Genomic DNA, 22787 nt, shown 5'->3' with positions numbered 1-22787 from the left:
GGCATTAGGGGGTGGCTGCGGCGGGGTCAACCCCCTTCCGCACAGTCGTGTCACTCCGCCCAGGCGGCATCCTCCAGATGCAGCTCCGCCGCCGGGCGCGGCCCCCAATCGTCGATCTTTGCCCGGCCCGCGACCCACAGCCGCCGGTCGCGCGGCGCGCCCAGGATCGCCTGGCCCAATGCGCTGTCCGCCTGACGAAAGGCGATGGTCTTGATCGAACGGCCATCGTCGCCGGCCATGATCGCGCGCAGATGGCCGTTGCCCACCACATCCGCCTTTATTACGCGCATCGGCCCGGCGGCGATGCGTGGCGCTGGCCAACCGGCGCCATAGGGCCCCCCCGCCTCGATCGCGGCGACGAAATCGGGATTGACCCCGGCCGGCGCCAGCACCGCGTCGATCAGCAATGCCCGGTCGTCGCGCGCGCGCGCCACCGCGTCCGCCAGCCGCTCGTCGAGGAAATCGGCAAGCGCATCGATCCCGTCCGCCGCCACGGTCAGCCCGGCCGCCATCGCATGGCCGCCGCCCGCGACCAGCAGGCCACTGTCCTTGGCCGCCAGCACCGCCGCGCCGAGATCGACACCGCCGATCGAGCGGCCCGACCCCTTGCCGACGCCCGCATCGTCGAGTGCGATCACGATCGCGGGCCGCCCGGCCCTTTCCTTGATCCGCCCGGCGACGATGCCGATGACACCCGGATGCCAGCCGACGCCCGCGACCACCGCCACCGCGCGATTGCCCTGGCGTTCGAGCAGCGCCTCCGCCTCCGCCTGTACGCCGCCTTCGATACCGCGCCGGTCCTCGTTCAGCCGGTCCAGTTCCGCCGCGATCTCAGCCGCCTCGATCGGGTCCTGCGTCGTCAGCAACCGCACGCCCAGGTCCGCCTTGCCCACGCGCCCGCCGGCATTGATACGCGGCCCCAGCGCGAAGCCCAGATCGTGGCAGAGCGGCGCGCGCGCCAGCCGGCTGGCGTCCATCAGCGCCGCCAGCCCGACATTGCGCCGTCCCGCCATCACCTTGAGTCCCTGGGCCACGAATGCACGGTTAAGACCCCGCAATTGCGCGACATCGGCCACCGTGCCCAGCGCGACGATGTCGAGCAGGTCCATCAGGCGCGGTTCGGCCCGGCTTGCGAACCATCCGCGCGCGCGCAATGCGCGGATCAGCGCCGCGCCCAGCAGGAACGCCACGCCGACGGCGGCAAGATGGCCGTGCGTTGCTCCGATCGCGCTTTCGTCCAGCCGATTGGGATTGACCAGCGCCAGCGCGTGCGGCAGCGCGGCCGCGCATTTGTGATGATCGACGACGATCACGTCGACGCCGGCCACCCGCGCCATCTCCAGCGCCTCGAACGCCTGCGCGCCGCAATCGACCGTGACGATCAGGCTGGCGCCTTCGCCCGCCAGCCGCACCAGCGCCTCGCCGGACGGGCCATAGCCTTCCATCAGCCGGTCGGGAATATAGGGTCGCGCCGCCAGGCCCAGGTCGCGCAGCAGCCGGATCAGCAACGCCGCGCTGGTTGCGCCATCGACATCATAATCGCCGAAGATGCGGACATCCTCGCCGCGCTCCACCGCGTCGGCCAGCCGCGTCGCGGCCGCGTCCATGTCGCGCAGATGGCTTGGATCGGGCATGAAGTGCCGGATCGTGGGATTGCGGTGCGCCTCCACCGTGTCGCGCGAACAGCCGCGCGCCATCAGCAGCTGGGTCACGAGATCGTCGGGCCGGTAGCCCGGTTCGCGCGCGTCGGCCCCCTGCCCGCGCCACCGCCATGGCTGCCCCAGCAGCGAATGGGTGATGTTGAGTGCTATCGCCATATGTCCCCCTACTCCGGCCAACAGGCGGATGGAAGCGCCGGGTCGACGACGGGGAACCAAAGCAAACCCTTGAACGTATTGGCGGTTGGCGCCCGACAGGCGTGTGACGATCGGGGGCAGCGGATTTCATGAGGGCGACACAGGCGACGCACGCTCGGCATGCCATGATCCTGGCGATGCTGGCGTCCATCGGCTCCGCAGCCTTTGCCCAGCCCACGGCACCCGCGAGCGAGCCTCCTATCCTGCCTGACGACCAGTTCGAACAGAGTTTGCCGGCCCTGTCCGACGACCCGGACGCGCCGCTGCCTTCTGTCGACAGCTATATCGAGCAGCAGATGCCACAGGCGGACATGCAACGCGAACTGCCTCCCGCAACCGAGCCGCAGGCGCAGGCCGAACTGTCGCAGCCGCTACCTCCGCTCGACAGCGTCACGGTGCCCGATGCGGTCGCTGGCGACGAAAACCGTCAGGAAAAGCTGCCGGACGTGCGCTACAGCCTGAAGATAGAAGGGCTGGATGCCATCGGCCTGGAAGACGAATTCCGCGCGGCTTCGACGCTGGCCGATGGCAAGGGACGCGCCGACACCACGGCCATGGTCCAGGCCCGCGCCCGGGAGGATGAGGCGCTTGCCGTGCGCCTGCTCCATTCGCAGGGCTATTATGATGCCACCGCGCTGGCCTCGCTGGATCAGGCGAGCGACAAGACCGGCATGCTCGACGCCATCGTCAACGTCACGCCGGGCAAGCAATATAGATTGGGTGCGATCGTCATTCAGGCGCGCCCGACCGTACCGGAGGCGCTTATCCGCGACAGCCTTCCGCTCAAGACCGGCGATCCGATCATCGCCGAACGGGTCGAAGGCGCCGAGGCCAATGTCGCGCTGAAACTGCCCGAGATGGGCTATGCCTTCGCCAAGGTCGGTGCGCGCGACATCCTGCTGGATGGCGAAACCGTGACTGGTGACTATACGCTGCCGGTCGACACCGGCCCGCGCGGTCGCTTTCGGGGCATCACCACCGCCGGCAAGCAGGCGTTCGATGCCGAGCATATCAAGGTCATCAGCCGCTTTCGCAAAGGCGAACTCTATGACAGCCGCAAGGTCGACGACCTGCGCAAGGCGCTGGTCGCGACCGGCCTGTTTTCCAGCATCGGTGTCGAGCCGGTCCGCACCAACGCGCCTGCGGCGGAAGATACCGAATATGTCGATCTGCATGTCGAGCAGGAAGCCGGGCCGCCCCGGACGCTGGCGGGAGAGCTTGGCTATGGCACCGGTCAGGGTTTCCGCGCCGAGGGCACATGGACCCACCGCAACCTGTTCCCGCCCGAAGGCGCGCTGATCGCGGGTGTGGTCGCGGGCACGCAGGAACAGGGCGTGTCTGGCACATTCCGACGGTCCAATGCGGGCAAGCGCGACCGCACCTTTCAGGCCGCGATCAACCTCAATCACCAGAAATATGATGCCTATGAGGCTTTTACCGCCGGCTTGAGCGCCAGCATATCGCGCGCGTCGACGCCGATCTTCCAGAAGCGCTGGACCTACAGCTATGGCTTCGAAATTTTGCTTTCCAACGAAAAGACGACGATCGACCCGGCCACTGCGGCGACCGACCGGCTGACCTATTTCATCGGCGCGCTGCCGGTTCAGCTTGGCTATGATCGGTCAAACGACCTGCTCAATCCCACCAGCGGCTTTCGCGCTACCTTGCGCGTCTCGCCCGAAGCGTCGCTCCAGGGGGATGTTTCGCCTTATGGCCGGGCGACTTTCGACCTGTCGGGCTATTATCCCGTAACCGACGCAATCGTCATCGCCGCCCGGACGCGGATCGGCACCATCGGCGGCGTCGCGCGCGACACCATTGCGCCGTCGCGGCGCATCTATGCCGGCGGGGGTGGATCGGTGCGCGGCTTTGGCTACCAGCAGCTTGGCCCCAAGGACATCAATGACGACCCGATCGGTGGCCGGTCGGTCAACGAATTCGCGGTCGAGGGACGATATCGTTTCGGCAATTACGGCGTCGTCGCCTTTGTCGATGCGGGGCAGGTCTATGAAAGCTCGATCCCCAAATTTTCCGACATTCGTTACGGCGTGGGCATCGGCGGCCGCTTTTACACGAATTTCGGTCCCTTCCGCGCCGACATCGCGATGCCGATCAACCGGCAGCCGGGCGAATCCAAATTCGCGCTCTATGTCGGCATAGGGCAGGCCTTCTGATGGCGAGCGAAGCGCCCCGCGACCACGCAGATCGCGTGAAACGCCCGCTGTGGCAGCGTGTCGCCCTGGGCGCGAGCGGCCTGATCGCGGCGATCATCATCCTGGTCGTGGCCCTGCTGCTTGGCCTCAACACCCAGCCCGGCAAGCGTTTCCTGGTCGGCCAGATCGCCGCGCTGGAAATGGAATCGGGCATGAAGATCGAGGTCGGGCGGATCGACGGTTCGATCTACGGTGCGATGACGATCCATGATCTTGTCCTGCGCGACCCCAAGGGCGTGTTCGCGGTCAGCCCGCTGGTGAGGGTCGACTGGAACCCGTTCCGCTATCTCCAGAACCATATTTCGGTGCGCAGCCTGGAAAGCCCGCTCATCGTGCTGGCCCGCAGCCCGCAATTCAATGTCGTGCAAAGCGATCCCGATGCCCCGATCCTGCCCGACATCGACATCGACATCGACCGGCTGAAGATCGCGCGGTTCGTGCTGGCCCGACCCGTTATCGGCCAGAAGCGGACCATCGCCATAGATGCCCGCACCCACATCGCCGATGGACGTGCACAATTGTCGGCATTGGCCAAGGTCGACAGCGGCGACCAGTTGCAGGCCAGCCTGGATGCCGTGCCGGCCCAGAACCGGCTTGCAATGAAGGGCCGGCTTGTCGCGCCCGCCGGCGGCGTCATCGCGGCGATGGGCGGCCTGACCGACGGGATGACCGCGACGCTGGACGGCGCGGGCAGCTGGCAGACATGGAACGGCCGCATCGTCGCGACATCGCCCAGGGGCGAACTGGCGAATATCGCTCTGGCGGCGCGCGACGGCGATTTTTCGGCCAGGGGCCCGGTTCGCCCCGGCCTGATCATGACTGGTCCGGTGCAGCGCCTGACCAGCCCCGCGCTTGACGTTGCCCTGGCAGCGGGCCTCAACGAACGGCGCGTGACGCTCAAGGGCGTCCTGCGGTCGTCGGCGCTCGCCGCCACCGCGCAGGGTCTGATCGACCTTGGCGCCAGCCGCTTTGGCGCATTGAAGATCGACGCCACGCTGCTCACCCCCGGCGCGATCATGGACGACGTGCGTGGCCGCGACGTGCGCGCTTCGGTGATCCTGGACGGGCCGATGGCGACGCCCTTCATCGATTATGACATCAGCGCCGCGCAGATCGCCTTCGACGCGACCGGGATCGAAGGGCTCAAAGCCAGCGGCCGGGCGGTCATCGACGCCGATCGCATCCGCATTCCCATCAACGCAACCGCGCGCCGCGTGACCGGGCTGAACGCAGCGGCAGGCGGGCTGATGGAAAATCTGAAGGTCAAGGGCGATTTCGCTTATGCGGGCGGCAAGCTGATCAGCGACAATCTCAAGATCGACAGCAACAAGATAGACGCTACCGCGATCATACTCGCCGATGTGGCCAATGGCGTGTATCGCGGCGCGCTCAAGGGCAGGGTCAATGATTATCGCATCGACGGCATCGGCATCGTCAACCTGACCACGGACGTCGAACTGGTGCCCGGCCCCAGCGGCGGCTTTGGCCTGTCGGGCAAATTCGGGGTCCGCACGGCCCGCTGGGACAATGCGTCGGTGCGCGATTTCCTGGGTGGCAATGCGCTGGTCACGGGCCGCATCGGCATGACGCCCGAGGGCGTCTTCACCCTTGCCCGGCTGAAGGGAGCCGCACCGAATTTCACCATAATATCCGGCTCTGGCCGGTATGAAACCGATGGCGGCATCGCTTTCGACGCTGCCGCCAGTTCGCGCCAATATGGCCCGCTCGCGCTGTCGGTGCGCGGCACGGTCGATCGGCCGCAGGCGATATTGCGCGCCGCCCGGCCCCATGTCGGCGTGCAGCTCAGCGATGTCGTGGCCAGGCTGAATGGCGAAGCCGCCGGCTATCGGCTGGAAGCGACGGGGGCTTCGGACTATGGTCCCTTCTTCACCAACATGCTGATCCGCACCGCTCGCGGACCGCTGACCATAGATATCGCCAAAGCGCGATTTGCCGGGGTCGACTTCGCCGGCACCGTGCGCCAGACGCCCGCCGGTCCCTTCGCGGGCCAGCTCAGCATGAACGGATCGGGCATCGACGGCGCGATCCGGCTGGCCAATGTCGGCAAGGCGCAGGGCGTCGACATCAAGGCCACCGCGAGCAACGCGCAGATCCCCGGCAGCGCCGACATCGTCATCGGTCGCGCGCTGGTCGATGGGTCAATCATCCTTTACGATCAGCCGCAGATCGTCGCCGACGTCCAGATCGCCAATGCCGCCTATGGCGACTATATCCTGCGCAAGGGCAGGGCGAAGGTGAATTACAAGGGGGGGCGCGGCACCGCCCAGATGGTCGCGGACGGCTCCAGCGGAGTGCCGTTCAGCATCGCCGCCAATGCCGCGCTTCGTCCCGGCCTTTACGCGCTCGCGCTCAAGGGGCGTGCCAGCGGCATCGACTTCCGCCTCGCCAGGCCCGCGATCATTCGCAGCGAAGCGGCGGGCTATCGCCTGGAGCCGGTCACGCTGGCGATGCCGCAGGGCAAGGTGGATCTGGCCGGACGCTGGGGCGATAGGACGGCGTTGCAGGCGCGGTTCAAGGATTTCGATCTTGCCATCGCCAATATCGCCAGCCCCGGCCTTGGCATCGGCGGACGGGCGACCGGAACGTTCGACTTTGCCCGGAACGGCACCGCCTTCCCCACCGCCACGACCCGCATCGCAGTCAGCGATTTTCGCCGTTCCAGCCTGTCGGCGGTGTCCGATCCGGTATCGATGAACATGGAAGGCAAACTGTCGGCGGCGGGCGGAGACCTGCGCGGGCTCATCCGCCGCAACGATGCGACGCTGGGCCGGTTCATCGCCACGCTCGCGCCGCCCGGCCCCGGTGCAAGCTGGACGGCGCAGTTGATGGCGGCGCCCATGCGCGGCGGCATTCGTTACGCCGGCCCTGCGGACGTGCTGTTTTCCTTCGCGGGGCAGGCCGATCAGCAGTTGACCGGCCCGATTGCCGTCGCTGCCGATTTCAGCGGGCGCGTCGATGCGCCGCGCCTCAATGGCCTCGTCCGCGCCAACGCGCTGACCTATGAAAATGAAACGTTCGGCACGCGCGTCACCCAGATGCGCCTGGACGGCCGCTTCACCAACGACCGCCTCGACATACGCGATTTTTCCGGGAGGGCCGGCGACGGTTCGGTCAAGGCGAGCGGCACGATCGGGCTGGCGGCCGCCGACGGCTTCCCGATGGCGGTCAACGTCTCGCTCGATCGCGCTCGGCTGGCGCGCAGCGAACAGCTCGGCACTGTCGTCACCGGCGACATGGCCATCACCAATTCCCGGGCCAATGGCGGCTTGATCAAGGGTGACCTGCGCCTGCCCGAGCTACGCTATCGCATCGCTTTTCAAGGAGGCGCGGAAATTCGTCAGCTCCAGGGCGTGCGGCGAAAGGGCGAAGGCGGCGACATTCTGGACCAGCGCGCCGCCGTGCGCGCCGGCGGGGGCATCCCCGCCCTCTGGAAACTCGACCTGCGCGTGCGAGCCGACAATGAAGTCTATGTGTCGGGCATGGGACTTGAATCGGAATGGAAGACCGACATTCGCATTACCGGCACCACCGCCGCGCCGCGCGTCGTGGGCAGGCTGGATGTCATTCGCGGCACCTACAGCTTTTCGGGCCGGCGGTTCGATCTGGAACGGGGAACCGTGAGTTTCAACGGTGGGCAACTGACCAACCCGACGCTCAACATCCGCGCCGAAACCCGGATCGACAATGTGACCGCCGCAATCGTCGTGGCCGGAACCGGGCAGCAGCCCGAAATCGCCTTCAGCTCCACGCCGGGGTTGCCGCAGGACGAAATACTCTCGCGCATCCTGTTCGGCGCCAACGTCGCCAACCTTTCGGCTACGCAGGCGATCCAGCTGGCGGTCGCGCTCAACGGATTGCGGGGCGGGGGCGGGGGGCTCAATCCGCTGGGCAAGCTGCAAACCGCCTCGGGCGTGGATCGCCTGCGCGTGCTGGGCAGCGACGAGGAGAGCGGGCGCGGCACCGCGCTGGCGCTTGGCCAGCATATCTCCAACAACGTCTATGTGGAGATCATCACCGACGCCAAGGGCTTTACCGCCACCCAGCTCGAAGTCGCCCTGTCGAAGACGTTGAGCCTGTTGTCCAAGACCGGCGGTAATACCGGATCATCGGCCAACCTGCGATATTCAAAGGATTATTAGCGGGCCAGCATTCACGCCTAACCGTGACGGAGCGCCTTTGCCGATCCGCCATAGGCATGGAGATACGCCTCTTCGCCTGCTGGCCGGGCGAAATAATAGCCCTGGAATATCGTGCAGCCGACCACGCGCAGCATGTCCATCTGCTCCTGGCTCTCTACCCCTTCGACCACGACCTCCAGTCCCAGTCCCTGGATCAGGCCGACAACGGCGCTGCAAATGGTACGGGCCTCTGCCGATGTCGCGATGTCGCGGACCAGGCTGCGGTCGATCTTGATCCGATCGACGGGCAGGTCCTTGAGGCGTGACAGGTTGGAATAACCGGTGCCGAAATCGTCGATCGCGATCCGGATGCCATCGGCACGCAGCGCGCGCAACTGCGACAGCACCCGATCGTCCAGCTCCATCGCCAGCGATTCGGTGATCTCCAGTTCCAGCGTGGCGGGCGGCGTGCCGTGCGTCGCCATCGCATGTCGCAACCGCAGGAAAAAATCGCCCTGACCCAGTTCGCGCATGGATATGTTGATCGCGATCCGATTTTCCAGCCCCATGCGGTGCCAGCGCGCCGCCGTTTCGCACACCCGGCCCATGATCCAGTCACCCAGCGCGACGATGACGCCGCTTTCCTCGGCAACCGGCACGAAAAATCCGGGCATGACAAGGTCGCGTTCGGGATGCGCCCAGCGCACCAGCGCCTCGGCGGTGACGGCGCGCCCGGTGGCTGCTTCGATCTGCGGCTGAAACTCCAGCAGAAATTCGTCGCGCTCCAGCGCAAGCAGCAATTCCCGCTCCAACTCCGCACGATCGGCTGCTTCCAGCGCCAGCGCGCTGGTGAACATCTCCGCTCGCCCGCGCCCTTCATGCTTGGCATGATACATGGCGATGTCCGCCGCCCGCAGCAGCGCCGACAGCGTGTCGCCATGGTCGGGATAGCAGGCGATGCCGATCGACGCGCCCAGATCGACATGCTGGCTGCCAAGATCGAACCGCTCGCCCAGCGCGAACTGGATCGCGCGCGCGATCTTCGGCGCGGCGTCGCGGTTCGGCAGGCGAGGGAAGAACATCGTGAATTCGTCGCCGGCAAGACGGCCGACCACGGCGTCGCCGGTGCCGCCTGCGACCTGCGCCATCACCACTTCGCGCAACCGGCCCGCGACGCGCGCGAGCAGTTGATCGCCCGCGGCATGGCCCAGCGTGTCATTGACTGCCTTGAACCCGTCGAGATCGATGAAGAACAGGGCGGCGGGGCTGCTGTCCTCCCGTTCGGCAAGGATGCGTTCGACCTGGCGGCAAAAACTGGTGCGGTTGGCAAGGCCGGTAACCTGATCGAACAGCGCGAGCGCCTGCACATGGTCCAGATTGGTGCGAACCTGGCTGAACAGACTTTCCATCGCCACGGCCAGATCGGGCAGCTCCAACCCTATCGGCGCAGGCACGCGCGACTGAAGATCGCCATGCGCGGCAGCGATCAGCCGGTCGGTCGCGGCGTCGATCGCACCGGCGGTTGTCGCAACGGTACGCTGCGCCGATGCCCAGCTCATTGTGCCGCACAATATCGCGATAATCAGCGATCGTCCGACGGTGAACAGGTCGTCACCATCGCCGAAACTGTAACCCAATATCAGGGAAAGAATGAAGACAACGGCACCCGCGCCCGTAGCGAAGGCGGTGGCACGGCTCGTCAATGTCACGCCTTGCATTTGCCTCCTTCACCGCTGGATCCACATGGGACATATGCGGATGACAAAATATGAAGGATGCTGGTTAAGAAACCGTCAGTGTAACTGGCGCAGCAGGGCTATTTTTTGCGGCGCAGGATGATGTAGAGCGCGCCTTCTCCACCGTGGCGCGGATGAGCCTGGCGAACGCTGGCAATCGCATCGGCATGCGCGCTGATCTGAAGCCAATGACCGATTTCGGCGCGGATCGCGCCGCGCGTCGAACCATGGCCCGACATGTCGCTTTTCCGCGGCTTGCCGGTAATGACCAGCAGCGTGCGCGCGCCCTGCGCCAACGCCATCGTCAATGCCCGGTCCAGCCGCACATGCGCCGCCGACAGGCTGTGTCCATGCAGGTCGATGCTGAGGTCGGGCGCCAACGTGCCGCTCCTGATCCGCTTTTCCCAGCTCGTGTCGAGCACGGCGGCGGGCGACCGGGGCGACGGAACATGCCGCGCCTGCGGCGTCGCAGCCGATATCAGCCGCGCTGGCGGATCGGCAGGGCCAACGGCGCGCGACGGCGGCGGCGCAGGCCGGCGTCCCTTGATCGGCCGCACCGTGCTGGCCAGTGCCTCCCATAACGAACGCTCTTCAGGCGTGAGCCGTCGCTGGCCCATCGCGCCGGCTCAACGGCCCGTCAGGCGTGCATAGGTTCCGATCGGCAGCAACAGCAGCGCGCTGCCGCGCGCCGACATGCCACCGGCAATCCCGCGCGCGCGCGCGCCTGCACCCCAGAAACTGTCGAACCGGTTAGGCCCCTTGATTGCGCCGCCGGTATCCTGCGCGATCCAGATGCCGTTGGGTTCGGCGCGGTCGAGCGAGAGCAGCACCGGCGCGCCCAGCGGCACATATTTGGGATCGGCGGCCACCGTTCCCTCCGCCGTCACCGGCACGCCCAGCGCGCCTATGGGTCCCGGTCCGGTCAATTCGCGGAAGAAAACGAAGCTCCTGTTCTCGTTCATGATCGCAGCGCCTTCCGCCGGGTCGGCGCGCAGATAGGCCATGATGTCCTGCATCGACCCGGCCCGGATCAGCCCGCGATCCTTCATCAGCTTGCCGATGCCGGTATAGTCCCGGCCATTTTGCCCGTCATAGCCGATCCGCATGACGCTGCCATCGGGCAGGTTCAGCCGGCCGCTGCCCTGGACCTGCAGAAAGAAGAATTCGACCGGATCGGCCGCCCAGGCGAGTTCCAGCCCTCGCCCGGCAAGCGACCCGGCCACGATCTGCGACCGTTCGTCATAGGGGACAAGCGCGGTGCCATCCACCTTGCCCCGAACCGTTTTGCCTTTCAGGTTGTCGCTGAACAGGCCGAGATTGACGTCGATCAGGTCGGCGGGGCGGCGATAGATCGGTATGTCGTATCCCGGTTGGCGCGTGCGCGATCCGGCGATTTCCGGCTCATAATAGCCGGTCACGAACGCCGCGCCGTCGCCGACCTGAACCGCCTCGAAATGGCGCGCGAAAAACTCCGTAGCGCTTGCCTCAGGCCAGCTTCCGGCGACCGCACAGGCCGTATTCCAGTCGCTGCCCCGCGTCAGGCCGCTGGCGTCGGTGCGGCGCATCAGGGTCGGGCAGGAGATGCGGAACGCCTGGAGCGCCAGCCGCGCCCGCTCGCCCGACGGAATAAGGTCGCCGATGGCCGGCCCCTTGGTCAGCCCGATCCCTGCGGCGCTGGCGGGGTCGATCGCGGCGGCGGGCGGCGAAGCTGACGGCAAGGGCGCGCGGGGCGTCGCCGCTTGCGGCCGGGTCGCGACTTCTCCCTGCGGCGTCGAGCGGGGGGGACGTGATACCGCCGGGCCGGGTCCCGTCGCGGATGGCGGTATCATTCCCCCGGCGCAGCCCGACAGCAGCAGCGCCAGCAGCAGGCTCCCGCCCGTCGTGCGCAACGTCATGCGGCCTCGTCGGTCTCGCTGAGCTTCCAGTTGGGGTCGGCGCTGCGGATATCGCGGGTGAAGGTCCAGATGTCATTGGTGCCGATCGCGTCGGTCAGCGAACCCGCCACGACATTGCCATCCTTGTCGCGTGTGACCGCGGCGATATCGGCCTCGAACCGCAAGGCGACCTGGGCCATGCCCGCTTCGATCCCCGCCTCCACGATCTGGGCCTTTTCGATTCGCACGAAACGATTGTCGAGCACATGGCCCTGCGCCTCGCGCGATGCGATCGCTTCGTCGAACGACGCCAGCACGTCCGCATCGCACAGCCAGGCGAGTTCCTCGCGGTCGCCGCGCCAGAAGGCTTCGAGCACCATCTTGTAAGCGGACTTGGCTCCTTCGACGAACTGCGGAACGTCGAAGCTGCGATCCGCGGCGATCAGCGCGCGAACGCCATTTTCCGCTTCCGGCGCGATCATTCCGTCAGCGAGGCGAACGGGCTCGACGCCCCCATCGCCCAGTGCGCGTGGCTGCATGACCCCGCCCTTGGCAGCGACCTTGGGCCGCTCGTCGGCGGGCCGGATCGCGGGCTGTTGCTCATGTCCCGTGCGCTTGCCGAGCACGGAATAGAGGCGCAGAGCCAGAAAACCGGCGATCAGGGCAAGAATGACAATGACATACACGGGGGCGAGAACCCTTCCTTCGGCACAACAAACGTCAACATAGGCATGTTTGCGGCCAGATTCAAATGGCGCGATGGCGAACTTTGGCGTCGCCATTGCTCTGCCCTCCACGCCCTGCTAAGCGCGCGGGTCAAGTCGGCGGACGCCATATGCTACGCCGGGAAACAGGGAAAAGCTAGGAAAAGACATGGCCGACGATGCCGACCTCATCACCGTGACCACGCCCGGCAATGGCGCCGATACCGCGCCCCAGATCGCGCTCATCAGCCAATATGTGAAGGACCTGTCCTTCGAAAACCCCAACGCGCCGGCGGTATATCAATGGCAGGACCAGCCCGCCATCGACGTGCAGTTCAACATCGGCGCCGAAAAGCTGGGCGATGAAGTGACCGAAGTGTCGCTCAAGATCGACGTCAAGGCGACCACGCCCGCGGGCACCGCCTTTGCCGTCGAACTGGTCTATGCGGCGCTGTTTGGCATGCGCAACGTGCCCGACGACCAGATTCAGCCGTTCGTCCTGGCCGAAGCGCCGCGCCTCATCTTCCCCTTTGCCCGCCGGGTGCTGGCCGACGCCGTGCGCGACGGCGGTTTCCCGCCGCTGCTGCTCGACCCCATCGATTTCGGTGCGCTTTACCTGCAGCAGGCCGAAGCGATGCAGGCGACCAGCGCCCCGATCGGCAACGCCTGAAGAGCCTGCCGCCTCGCCCCGTTCGGGCTGAGCCTGTCGAAGCCGCGCTTTTCTTTGTAAGAAGAGCGGCGCTTCGACAAGCTCGGGGCGAACGGGATTGGATCATGTCATGGGCCTGCTGAGAGCCACCTCCACCATCGGCGGCCTCACCCTGGTCAGCCGCATCCTGGGCATGGCGCGCGACATGCTCGTTGCGCGCTATCTGGGCGCGGGCCTGGCGTCGGACGCCTTCCTGATCGCCTGGCGGCTGCCCAACCTGTTTCGCGCGCTCTTCGCCGAAGGGGCGTTCGCCGCCGTCTTTGTGCCGATGTTCAACCGCTCCATGGCGCAGGGCGACAAGGAGTCGGCAGGGAGCGGCAGGGCCGTCGCCGTCGCCTTTGCCGGGCAGGTTCTTTCGATTCTGTTTCCGGTGCTGCTGCTGTTCACCGCCCTGATGATGCTATTGGCCGCGCCGGTGGTGTGGGCGATGACCGGCGGCTTCCCCGATGGCGGGCCGGAAAAATTCGACCTGGCGGTCACGCTGACGCGCATAACCTTCCCCTATCTCGCCCTCATCAGCCTGGTGTCGCTGCTGGGCGGCATATTGAATTCGCTCGACCGTTTCTGGGTGAATGCCGCCGCGCCAGTGCTGCTCAACATCTGCATGATCGTCGCGATCCTGTTCTTTCGCGGCGACACGCCGGTCGAAACCGCGCATACGCAGGCGATCGCCGTCACGGTGTCGGGTCTGCTCCAGTTACTCTGGCTGATCTGGGCCTGCCGCCGCGCGGGCGTGGTGCTGCGCCTGTCGCGCCCTCGCCTGTCGCCGCAGGTCAGGCGGATGCTCGCGCTCATCGGCCCGGCGGCCCTTGGTGCCGGGGCGATCCAGTTCAACCTCCTCGTCTCGACCAGCCTAGCCGCCCGCTTCCTGCCGCAAGGCGCGGTATCCTATCTCTATTATGCCGACCGGCTGAACCAGCTTCCGCTCGGCCTGATCGGCATTGGCGTAGGCACCGCGATCCTGCCCGCCCTGTCGCGCCAGATCGGCGGCGGGGACGAGGCGGCGGCGAGCCACACCCAGAACCGGGCGATGGAGCTGTCGCTTTTCCTCGCGCTTCCCGCCGCGGTCGCGCTGTGCGTGTCGGCGACGCCGCTGATTCGCGGGCTGCTCCAGCATGGCGCGTTCACCGCCGCCGACACGGCGGGCGCGGCGGGCGCGCTGGCGGCCTTTGCGGTGGGCGTGCCGGCCTATGTCTTGATCAAGGTGCTGACGCCCGGCTTCTATGCGCGGCAGGATACCAGGACGCCGGTGCGGGTCGCCGTTTTTTCGATGCTGTTCAATCTGGTCGGCAACCTGACGCTGATCTGGCCGCTCGGCCATGTCGGCGTCGCCATCTCGACCGCGATCGCCGCTTGGGTCAACGTGCTGATACTTTATTGGCTGCTCCATCGACGCGGCCAGATGCGCATGGACGCCCGCTTTCGCGCCAAGGCGGTGCGGATCGTGCTGGCAAGCGCGGTCATGGGCGGGGCGCTCCATCTCCTCAACCCGCTGCTCGACCCTTATATGGCGCGCAGCGTCGCCGAGCGCACGATCGCCCTTGCGCTGTTGTGCGGGATCGGCGGCATGGTCTATGGCGCGGCGGCACTGGCCTTGCGCGCCTATGCGATTTCCGAATTACGGGCAGCGTTTCGCCGCCCCTCCAAAGCGAGCTGACCAACCCCATGCGCGTCCTTTCCGGCATCCAGCCCACCGGCAACCTCCACCTTGGCAATTATCTGGGCGCGATCCGCAACTGGGTGCGGATGCAGGATGAGATGGACTCTCAGTCCCAATGCTTCTTTTTCCTGGCCGACATGCATTCGATCACCGTGCACGAGGGCCGCGAGCAGCGTATCCGCAACGTGCGCGACATGGCCGCCGCGCTGGTCGCCGCCGGAATCGATCCCGATCGCAGCGTGCTGTTCAACCAGGCGCGCGTGCCCGCCCATGCGGAACTGTGCTGGCTGCTGAACGGGACGGCGCGGATCGGCTGGCTCAACCGCATGACGCAGTTCAAGGACAAGGCGGGCAAGGACCGCGAAGGCGCATCGGTCGGCCTGTTCGTCTATCCCGTGCTCCAGGCCGCCGACATCCTCGCCTACAATGCGACGCACGTGCCGGTAGGCGAAGACCAGAAGCAGCATCTGGAACTGTGCCGCGACATCGCCACCAAGTTCAACACCGACTTCGGCGTCGATCTCTTCACCCTGCCCGCCCCGATCATCCCCAAGGAAACCGCGCGGATCATGTCGTTGCGCGACGGCAGCGCCAAGATGTCCAAGTCGGACCCCAGCGACATGAGCCGCATCAACCTGACCGATGACGACGACATGATCATGGCCAAGGTCAGGAAGGCCAAGAGCGATCAGGAGATGCTGCCTGAAACGGCCGAGGGTCTGGCCGGCCGGGCCGAAGCGACCAATCTGGTGGGCATCTATGCCGCGCTTGCCGGCATCACGGCGGATGCGGTGTGCGCCCGGTTTGCGGGTCAAGGGTTCGGCGCGTTCAAGCCCGCGCTGGGCGAAGTGCTGGTCGAATCGCTCCGCCCGATCCGCGAACGCTTCCTGCAGCTGCGTACAGATGACGACGCGCTGGATGCCATATTGGAAAAGGGCGCGGCGAAGGCTTCGGCCGCTGCCGAACCCACGTTGCGCGCCGCTTATGATGCCATGGGGCTGATGCGCTGACGGCTTTTTGCCGGCGACAACGTCCTTGAAACAGAACATCTTTTGCGCCCGTTCGGCTTGTTCGCGCGTTCAATGGTTGTTCAGTTGCGTTTCGCTATGGCAGGGCGCAAGAATGTTTTTCGGGCTCGTCGCCCGCAACAGGACGTAGACCATGACCATGTTCAAGAGGATTGGCCTTTTCGCCGCGCCCGCTCTGGCCCTGGCGGGGCTTTCGGCATGCGCGACCCCGTTCAAGGCGGATGTCGCGCGTTTCCAGCAGCTTCCGGCGGCGCAAGGGCAGACATTCACCATCGTCGCTGACGATCCGCGCCTGGCCGGCGGCCTGGAATTTGCCCATTATGCCAGCTTCGTGTCGCAGCGCTTGGCCCAGACCGGCTATGTGCCCTCGAACGATCCGGCCCGCGCCGATCTTATCGTCCGCGTCGCCTATGACGTCGACAATGGCCGTGAAAAGGTTCGTAGCACCGGCTTTGGCGGCGGCGGTTGGGGCGGCGGCGGTTGGGGCGGCGGATGGGGCGGCGGATGGGGCGGCTGGGGCGGTGGCTATCGCGGCGCCTGGGGCCGACCATGGGGCTATGGTTTTTACGATCCCTGGCTGTTCGGCGCCGGCGGCTTCAATGACGTGTCGAGCTATACCGTCTATACCAGCGCGCTGACCATGAAGATCGACCGGTCCGCCGACAATCTCCGCCTGTTCGAAGGCAAGGCCAGCGCCCAGTCGCTCAGCAACAAGCTGACCTATCTGGTCCCCAACCTCGTCGATGCGATGTTCGTGAATTTCCCCGGCCAGTCGGGCGAGGATATCAAGATCACCTTGCCGCCCGAAAAGCGCTGACGGCATTTTTTAGGCGAAGGCTCCCAAGCGCGCCTATCTCGCCCGGCGGTCGAAAGGTCGCCGGGCTTTCTTTTTGCCGGGCGTGCGATAGGCTGGCGGCGATCAGGGAGCCATGATGTCGCTGACCGTTCGCATATTGATCGCCCTGACGCTGGGCCTGGCCGGCGGCATCGCATTGTCCGAATGGGGCGGCGCGGCCAATGATAGCGCGATCGCCATCGCCCGGCCTGTCGGCAGCGCATGGCTCAATGCCCTCCAGATGCCGCTGATCCCGTTGATCTTCGCCCTGCTGGTCACCGGCGTCGCCCAGGCGGCGACCACGGCGCGCGCGGGCGGCCCGGCCGCCCGATCCATCATCCTGTTCGCCATCCTGCTCGTCGGGGCGGCAAGCGTCGCGGCCTTCGCCGGCCCGGCGCTGCTTTACTGGTGGCCTGTTCCTGCCGGCGCTGCGGACGCCATCGCTTCGGCTGGCCCGGCCACCCAGGTCGAAGACGTCCGTCCCTCCGCGGAATGGTTGCTGGGGTTCATACCCGCCAATCCGATCAAGGCAGCCGCCGAGGGCCAGGTGGTCGCGGTCGTGATCTTCGCGCTCGCTTTCGGCTTTGCGGTCACCCGCATCGGGGCGGAGCCGCGCGCGCGCATCAACGGCCTGCTGTCGGCCATGAGCGATGCGCTGCTGGTGCTGGTCGGCTGGGTCCTGTGGCTTGCGCCCGTCGGGGTGTTCGCGCTGGCATTGGTCGCGGGCAGCCGATCGGGCCTGGCAACCGCCGGGACGCTCCTTCACTATATCCTGTTCATTGTCATTCTCTGCGTCGGGATTACCTTGCTCGTCTATCCGCTGGCGATCATCATGGGGAAAATCGCGCCGGGGCGCTTCATTCGCGCCGCGTTGCCGGTGCAGGCGATCGCCTTTTCGACCCAAAGTTCCATCGCGTCGCTTCCCGCCATGATCGCGGCGAGCGATGGCCCCCTGCAACTCCGCCCCGAAATCCGCAGCATCGTCCTGTCGCTTGCGGTATCATTGTTCCGCATCACCAGCCCGCCCGCCAATCTTGGCATCGCGCTTTACGTCGCGGCGATGAATGGCGTGGCCATCGGCCCGCTTCAGCTCGTGGTCGGCGTCGCTGTCGCCGCCGTGGTCAGCCTGGCGGCGGTGGGCCTTCCCAGCCAGGTCAGCTTCTTTACCACCACAGGGCCGATCTGCCTCGCCATGGGCGTACCGGTCGACGCCCTCCCGCTGCTGCTGGCGGTAGAGACGGTTCCCGACATCTTCCGCACCGTCGGGAATGTGACGGCGGACATGGCCGTCGCCCGCATCATCGACCAGACGCCAGGCTGAGCGGCCGACCGCATTTTAATCGTTTCCCGCCGCGGTGGACAGGAGCGCCCCCTTATCCTAGCCCTTGTCACACCGCAGCCAATATGAGGAATGCCATGCAACGCTACAGCCGCATCGCGATGGCCCTGCACTGGATCATTGCCTTCGCCATCGCGTTTCAGATCAGCGTCGGCTGGGCGCTGGAGGATCTGGGCGCGCGTGGTTTCGCGCTGTACCAGCTCCACAAGACGGTAGGCATCACCATCCTGCTGCTGACCCTTGTCCGTATCGCGGTGCGTTTCACCAAACCCCGGCCCGCCCCGACCGAAGGGGGGTGGGAAGGGGCACTGGCCAAAGCCGTGCATCTGGGACTTTATCTGTTCATGCTGGGCGCGCCGCTGACCGGCTGGGCGCTGGTATCCACCGCCAAGGTCAAGGTGCCCACGCTGCTTTTCGGCATCATCCCCCTGCCCCACCTGCCCCTGCCCGCGGCCGCGCATGAATTGACCGAGGGGGGCCATGGCCTGCTCGCATGGTTCGGCATCCTGCTGTTCCTGCTGCATGTCGCAGGTGCATTGCGGCACCAGCTTCTGCTGCGCGACGGCCTCGTCTGGCGGATGATCCCGCTACGCTCGACCGCGCTTTTGTGGCTGCTCGCGCTGCTGGTGCCGGCCGGCCTGCTGCTGGGCAAGGCCATCGTGCCCGCAGCAGGGCCTGCCCCGCGCGCCACCGCCGCCGAACCGCTGCCCGACAACGCCGCCAGCGCCGACAATGCCGCTGCACTGACAGAATCAGAAAACGCCGCCCTGCCGGCAAATGCGGTCGACGCAAGCGAAGAGGCGGTCGCGCAGGATAGCATCGCCCCTCCGCCTGCATGGACGCTACAGCCCGGCGGCCGCATCGGCTTTGCGGTCGGCAATGGCAGCGATACGATCAAGGGCAGCTTCGGCAAATGGACCGCGGCGATGGTGATGGACCCTGAGCGCCCTGAAACCGCAGACATCCGCGTCAGCATAGACATGGCGAGCGCCAGCGTCGGCGATGCCTATCAGGACGGGATGCTGCCGGGCGAAGAGTTTTTCGCCGTCGCCGCGCACCCCACCGCAACCTTCACGGCAAAGGGCGCCGAACGGACCGGGGCGAACGGCTATCGCGCCACGGGTACGCTCGACCTCAAAGGCATCACCAGGCCCCAGGCGATCCGCTTCACCCTCACCGGCACGGGCGAAAGCCGCAAGGTCGCTGGATCTGCCACCATCGCCCGCGCGCCCTTCGGTGTCGGCAATGGCGCGAGCAGCGAGGGGCTGGACGCCAAGGTAGCGGTCGATTTCGCCTTTACCGCGCGCAAGGACCAGCGCTGATCGAGGCTACCCCGCCTCCAGCGCCGCGGTTGCTTCCATCCATATTTCTTCCGCCGCGCCCAGCTTCGTCTCGATGTCGGCGCGTTTCACCATCAACTGGCCGGCGGTCATCTTCGCCTCGGCGCCGCTGGCGGCCTTGGGGTCGAACAACGCCTGGTCGATGCGGCTGCGTTCGGCGGCGAGCGCGGCCATTTCCTTTTCGGCGCGCGACACGGCGTTCTTGAGAACCTTCTGCTTTTCGCGCCATTCGGCGGCCACGCGCTTGTCGGCCTTGCGGTCCACCTTGGGCGCGTCCCCGCCCCCGGACGTCCCGGCCTTGCCCAGGATGAAGTCGGTATAATCCTCCAGCGTGCCGCTATATTCGGTGGCCGCGCCCGCATCGACCAGCACCAGCCGGTCGGCGACCAGTTCGACCATGTGCCGGTCATGACTGACGATCAGCACCGCGCCGGTATAGGCATTGAGCGCCTGCACCAGCGCCTCGCGGCTGTCGACGTCCAGATGGTTGGTCGGCTCGTCGAGGATCAGCAGGTGCGGCGCATCGCGGGTGATGAGCGCCAGCGCCAGCCGCGCGCGCTCGCCGCCCGACATGCTGCCCACCTTTTGCACCGCACGCTCGCCCGAAAAGCCAAAGCGCCCCAATTGCGCCCGCACCGCACCTGGCGTCGCGCCCTTCATCACCCGCGTCATATGTTCGAGCGGCGTGTCGGTGACATCCAGTTCCTCGACCTGATACTGGGTGAAATAGCCCACGTTCATCTTGGACGACGCATTGACCTCGCCCTCCATCGGCGGCAACTGCGCCGCGATCAGCCGGGCAAGCGTCGTCTTGCCGTTGCCGTTGCGGCCCAGCAGCGCGACGCGATCGTCAGGATCGATCCGCAGATTGAGCCGCTTGAGGATCGGCGTGTCGCCATAACCCACCGCCGCCATGTCCAGCGTGATCAAGGGCGGGCGCAGTTCGGGCGGGCTGGGAAAGGTGAAGGCCAGCGTCGGGTCCTCGATCGCGGCGGCGATCGGCTGCATCCGCGCCAGCGCCTTCTGCCGCGACTGCGCCTGCTTTGCGGTCGAAGCGCGCGCGCTGTTCCTGGCGATATATTCCTGAAGCTTTTCGCGTTCGGCCGCCTGTTTGGTCCGCGCCGCTTCCTGCTGCGCCAGCCTTTCCGCCCGCTGCTGCTCGAACGCGTCATAGCCGCCCGGATAGAGCGTCACCTTGCCGCCCTCCAGATGGAGGATATGGTCGACGACATTGTTGAGCAGGTCGCGCTCATGGCTGATGACGACGATCATGCCACGATAGCTTTTGAGGAAATTTTCGAGCCACAGCGTCGCTTCGAGATCGAGATGGTTCGACGGCTCGTCGAGCAGCAGCAGATCCGGCTCGGAGAAGAGGAGCGAGGCGAGCGCGACGCGCATCTTCCAGCCGCCCGAATAGCTGTCCAGCGGTCGCCCCTGCATTTCTTCGTCAAAGCCAAGACCGACCAGAATGCGAGAGGCGCGCGCCGGGGCGGTGTAGGCGTCGATCGCCATCAGCCGCTCGTAGATATGGCCAAGCTCGTCAGGGTCCTCGCACGTCTCGCTCTGCACCATCAGAGCCGCGCGTTCCTTGTCGGCGGCCAGTACCGCCTCGAACGGCGTTTGTTTTCCCGATGGCGCTTCCTGCGCGATATAGCCCAACCGGGTTCCGCGCGGCATCTCGCATCCCCCCTCATCGGGGTCGAGCTGGCCGATCATGACCTTCATCAGCGTGGATTTGCCAGCGCCGTTGCGGCCGATAAGGCCGACGCGACTGCGCGGCGGCAACGCGGCGCTGGCGCGGTCCAGAATGATGCGGCCACCCAGCCGCACGGTGATAGCGTTCAAATTGAGCATGGCGCGCGCCGTAGCAGGCAACGACCCGCCTGTCATGGCCGCTATCGCTCAACCCGAAAACCTGCCTTCCCAGCCCGCGACCGCCAAACGCCTAATGCAGCGTATCGCTCAGTATCTTGAGGAGCTGGCGAGGTATATCGCGGTGATCAATCAGCATGGCGGCGGGATGCCGACCGATGGCGGATCGCGAGGCTGGATCGCTGGAACATATTATATAGGGTATGCCGTAACGATCGAGGTCGCCCGCCAGCAAGTCTTCGCCGGCCCGGACCCGATCGGCGTCGATTATCGCGCCATCGGGAAAATGGGCGGCCAGAGCGGCTATGCCGTCCGACACATTCCTGTAAGGTCCATCGACCCTGTAGTCGGCCTGCCGCAACAGGCGCGCGATCATGCTGGCCCTCGCGCTGTTTTCCTCGACCAGCAAAATGGTTTTCGCCGCGCCAGTCATCGTCATGACAGTCCGAAATGCGTCCGATAGCGGGCGAAGCACCGCCCACCGCAGCGCAGGCGGATAAGGGCGCCCTCCGCGATGGCCGGCGCCCGGTCGGGATCTTCGGCCACCAGCGGCGCGATCACTTCATCGTTCCAGTCGCGACTATGCTTCACGTCCAGCACAGCGTGCAGATCGAAATAGCGGCGCTCGGATTCGGTCAAACCGATACGACGCAGTCCCCGCGCGGTACAGGCCGACCGGCCAGGCGCTGTCAGTTCGATCACGCCAAGCGCGCCGATACTGTGCCAGGCATAGTGGCGCGACGTCGCCATCGCCGTCATGGCGTTGGCCAGCGCCAGGCTTTCCCACACGGTCGCGTCGATCGCGGTTTCAAGGTCGAGAATGTCGACCAGCCGCGCGAGCATAGGCCCGTGCATCCCCTTGAGATTGCCGCGCCCCATCTCGTCCCAATAGTTGCGGGCCAATTCCAGCTTGGGCCGCGCCGGCATCTTGATTTGCGTGTAGGCGACAAGGTCGTCAAAGCCCGCCTCACCTGCGGTTTCCTGGCCAAGGAACCAGCGTAACTCATCGCGGGTCGCATGATCGGCCAGCCAGGGGAACAGATCGTCATTCTGGCCCGGACCATGCTCTTTCAAATCTTCGAACCAGGCGATGAACGCAGCAGGTTCGCGAGGGACGTTCTGCGCTTCGTCGGCGACTTCGGCGCGCAACTCTTCGATGAACGCATGTTCCAGGCGCATGATCGCATGGTCTTCGTCGGCTTGCCGGCGCCAGTCGGCTGTCGGAAAGGCGGGAGCCAGGCGTCGTCGGTTCCATCGACTAAGTTGCCGTTGAAAATCATCCTGTAGAAATTGCGAAGATCGTTCGATCGTAAGGGGTCGGGTTGCCATTGCGTTGTCATTCCTAAATCATCTGCAAGGATAAGCGCGCGACGCGCGGCAGCGTTCCGCAGGAACGGATTGATCCAGATTATCGCCGGCGCGGCGCCAGACTTTGTTCATTCTTTCCCGCTAAAGACATTCGGCCACCATCGCCGAGAACCA

The 22787-nt window shown here is 66.1% G+C and carries 16 protein-coding genes; 8 read left to right on the top strand and 8 right to left on the bottom strand.

Features of this window, described 5'->3' with window-relative positions:
• Positions 1–50: 50 nt before the first annotated feature.
• Positions 51–1817 carry a single-stranded-DNA-specific exonuclease RecJ gene (gene recJ / locus WG908_RS05685; protein WP_340185606.1) on the bottom strand — a complete coding sequence of 589 codons (1767 nt, stop codon included), beginning with the start codon at positions 1815–1817 and terminating at the stop codon, positions 51–53.
• A 128-nt stretch (positions 1818–1945) separates the two neighbouring features.
• On the opposite strand from recJ, the gene WG908_RS05680 reads away from it, so the two are divergent.
• Positions 1946–4030 (top strand): autotransporter assembly complex protein TamA, encoded by a 2085-nt coding sequence (locus WG908_RS05680; protein ID WP_340185605.1) that lies wholly within the window; start codon positions 1946–1948, stop codon positions 4028–4030.
• Complete coding sequence (locus WG908_RS05675; protein ID WP_340185604.1) at positions 4030–8229, top strand: translocation/assembly module TamB domain-containing protein; 4200 nt, start codon at positions 4030–4032, stop codon at positions 8227–8229. The genes WG908_RS05680 and WG908_RS05675 overlap by 1 nt, the downstream gene beginning before the upstream one ends.
• A gap of 17 nt (positions 8230–8246) precedes the next feature.
• Here WG908_RS05675 and WG908_RS05670 read toward each other — a convergent pair whose 3' ends face one another.
• From WG908_RS05670 to WG908_RS05655, 4 genes are all read right to left on the bottom strand, one after another.
• Positions 8247–9926: a putative bifunctional diguanylate cyclase/phosphodiesterase gene (locus WG908_RS05670; protein ID WP_340185603.1), complete on the bottom strand. Its 1680-nt coding sequence runs from the start codon at positions 9924–9926 to the stop codon at positions 8247–8249.
• A gap of 98 nt (positions 9927–10024) precedes the next feature.
• On the bottom strand, positions 10025–10561 hold the full coding sequence (locus tag WG908_RS05665) for a Smr/MutS family protein (protein ID WP_340185602.1): 537 nt from the start codon (positions 10559–10561) through the stop codon (positions 10025–10027).
• A 9-nt stretch (positions 10562–10570) separates the two neighbouring features.
• Positions 10571–11839, bottom strand: coding sequence for a murein transglycosylase A (mltA, locus tag WG908_RS05660; RefSeq protein ID WP_340185601.1), 1269 nt, complete (start codon positions 11837–11839; stop codon positions 10571–10573).
• A complete protein-coding gene (locus tag WG908_RS05655; RefSeq protein ID WP_340185600.1) occupies positions 11836–12504 on the bottom strand; it encodes a Tim44/TimA family putative adaptor protein in 669 nt (222 codons plus the stop codon). Before WG908_RS05655 ends, mltA begins: the two co-directional genes overlap by 4 nt.
• A gap of 187 nt (positions 12505–12691) precedes the next feature.
• Between WG908_RS05655 and secB the strand changes: the two genes are divergently transcribed.
• The 6 genes from secB (at position 12692) to WG908_RS05625 (ending at position 19415) form a co-directional block, all read left to right on the top strand.
• On the top strand, positions 12692–13192 hold the full coding sequence (gene secB, locus WG908_RS05650) for a protein-export chaperone SecB (RefSeq protein ID WP_340185599.1): 501 nt from the start codon (positions 12692–12694) through the stop codon (positions 13190–13192).
• A 109-nt stretch (positions 13193–13301) separates the two neighbouring features.
• Positions 13302–14888 (top strand): murein biosynthesis integral membrane protein MurJ, encoded by a 1587-nt coding sequence (gene murJ, locus WG908_RS05645; RefSeq protein ID WP_340185598.1) that lies wholly within the window; start codon positions 13302–13304, stop codon positions 14886–14888.
• Between the two features lie 8 nt (positions 14889–14896).
• The gene (gene trpS, locus WG908_RS05640) at positions 14897–15901 is read left to right on the top strand and encodes a tryptophan--tRNA ligase (RefSeq protein WP_340185597.1); all 1005 of its coding nucleotides are present in this window, start codon (positions 14897–14899) and stop codon (positions 15899–15901) included.
• Between the two features lie 151 nt (positions 15902–16052).
• Positions 16053–16736: a DUF4136 domain-containing protein gene (locus tag WG908_RS05635; RefSeq protein WP_340185596.1), complete on the top strand. Its 684-nt coding sequence runs from the start codon at positions 16053–16055 to the stop codon at positions 16734–16736.
• Positions 16737–16851: 115 nt separating this feature from the next.
• Positions 16852–18075 carry a dicarboxylate/amino acid:cation symporter gene (locus WG908_RS05630; protein ID WP_340185595.1) on the top strand — a complete coding sequence of 408 codons (1224 nt, stop codon included), beginning with the start codon at positions 16852–16854 and terminating at the stop codon, positions 18073–18075.
• A 95-nt stretch (positions 18076–18170) separates the two neighbouring features.
• A complete protein-coding gene (locus tag WG908_RS05625) occupies positions 18171–19415 on the top strand; it encodes a YceI family protein (RefSeq protein WP_340185594.1) in 1245 nt (414 codons plus the stop codon).
• Positions 19416–19421: 6 nt separating this feature from the next.
• Here WG908_RS05625 and WG908_RS05620 read toward each other — a convergent pair whose 3' ends face one another.
• The 3 genes from WG908_RS05620 to WG908_RS05610 form a co-directional block, all read right to left on the bottom strand.
• Positions 19422–21287 (bottom strand): ABC-F family ATP-binding cassette domain-containing protein, encoded by a 1866-nt coding sequence (locus WG908_RS05620; protein ID WP_340185733.1) that lies wholly within the window; start codon positions 21285–21287, stop codon positions 19422–19424.
• Positions 21288–21378: 91 nt separating this feature from the next.
• On the bottom strand, positions 21379–21744 hold the full coding sequence (locus WG908_RS05615; RefSeq protein ID WP_340185593.1) for a response regulator transcription factor: 366 nt from the start codon (positions 21742–21744) through the stop codon (positions 21379–21381).
• Positions 21741–22634 (bottom strand): iron-containing redox enzyme family protein, encoded by an 894-nt coding sequence (locus WG908_RS05610; RefSeq protein WP_340185592.1) that lies wholly within the window; start codon positions 22632–22634, stop codon positions 21741–21743. The genes WG908_RS05615 and WG908_RS05610 overlap by 4 nt, the downstream gene beginning before the upstream one ends.
• Positions 22635–22787 lie beyond the last annotated feature (153 nt).

This window comes from Sphingobium anseongense, from assembly GCF_037725245.1.
In the GTDB taxonomy this organism is placed as follows: Bacteria; Pseudomonadota; Alphaproteobacteria; order Sphingomonadales; family Sphingomonadaceae; genus Sphingobium.
Note: the sequence above shows the minus strand (reverse complement) of the source record. Positions and strands in the feature narration are given on the sequence as shown.

Bases quoted from the DNA above. Each gene is read 5' to 3' on its own strand.
- recJ (WP_340185606.1), bottom strand. From the start codon at position 1,817: ATGGCGATAGCACTCAACATCACCCATTCGCTGCTGGGGCAGCCATGG.
- WG908_RS05680 (WP_340185605.1), top strand. From the start codon at position 1,946: ATGAGGGCGACACAGGCGACGCACGCTCGGCATGCCATGATCCTGGCG.
- WG908_RS05675 (WP_340185604.1), top strand. From the start codon at position 4,030: ATGGCGAGCGAAGCGCCCCGCGACCACGCAGATCGCGTGAAACGCCCG.
- WG908_RS05670 (WP_340185603.1), bottom strand. From the start codon at position 9,926: ATGCAAGGCGTGACATTGACGAGCCGTGCCACCGCCTTCGCTACGGGC.
- WG908_RS05665 (WP_340185602.1), bottom strand. From the start codon at position 10,561: ATGGGCCAGCGACGGCTCACGCCTGAAGAGCGTTCGTTATGGGAGGCA.
- mltA (WP_340185601.1), bottom strand. From the start codon at position 11,839: ATGACGTTGCGCACGACGGGCGGGAGCCTGCTGCTGGCGCTGCTGCTG.
- secB (WP_340185599.1), top strand. From the start codon at position 12,692: ATGGCCGACGATGCCGACCTCATCACCGTGACCACGCCCGGCAATGGC.
- murJ (WP_340185598.1), top strand. From the start codon at position 13,302: ATGGGCCTGCTGAGAGCCACCTCCACCATCGGCGGCCTCACCCTGGTC.
- trpS (WP_340185597.1), top strand. From the start codon at position 14,897: ATGCGCGTCCTTTCCGGCATCCAGCCCACCGGCAACCTCCACCTTGGC.
- WG908_RS05635 (WP_340185596.1), top strand. From the start codon at position 16,053: ATGACCATGTTCAAGAGGATTGGCCTTTTCGCCGCGCCCGCTCTGGCC.
- WG908_RS05630 (WP_340185595.1), top strand. From the start codon at position 16,852: ATGTCGCTGACCGTTCGCATATTGATCGCCCTGACGCTGGGCCTGGCC.
- WG908_RS05625 (WP_340185594.1), top strand. From the start codon at position 18,171: ATGCAACGCTACAGCCGCATCGCGATGGCCCTGCACTGGATCATTGCC.
- WG908_RS05620 (WP_340185733.1), bottom strand. From the start codon at position 21,287: ATGCTCAATTTGAACGCTATCACCGTGCGGCTGGGTGGCCGCATCATT.
- WG908_RS05615 (WP_340185593.1), bottom strand. From the start codon at position 21,744: ATGACGATGACTGGCGCGGCGAAAACCATTTTGCTGGTCGAGGAAAAC.
- WG908_RS05610 (WP_340185592.1), bottom strand. From the start codon at position 22,634: ATGGCAACCCGACCCCTTACGATCGAACGATCTTCGCAATTTCTACAG.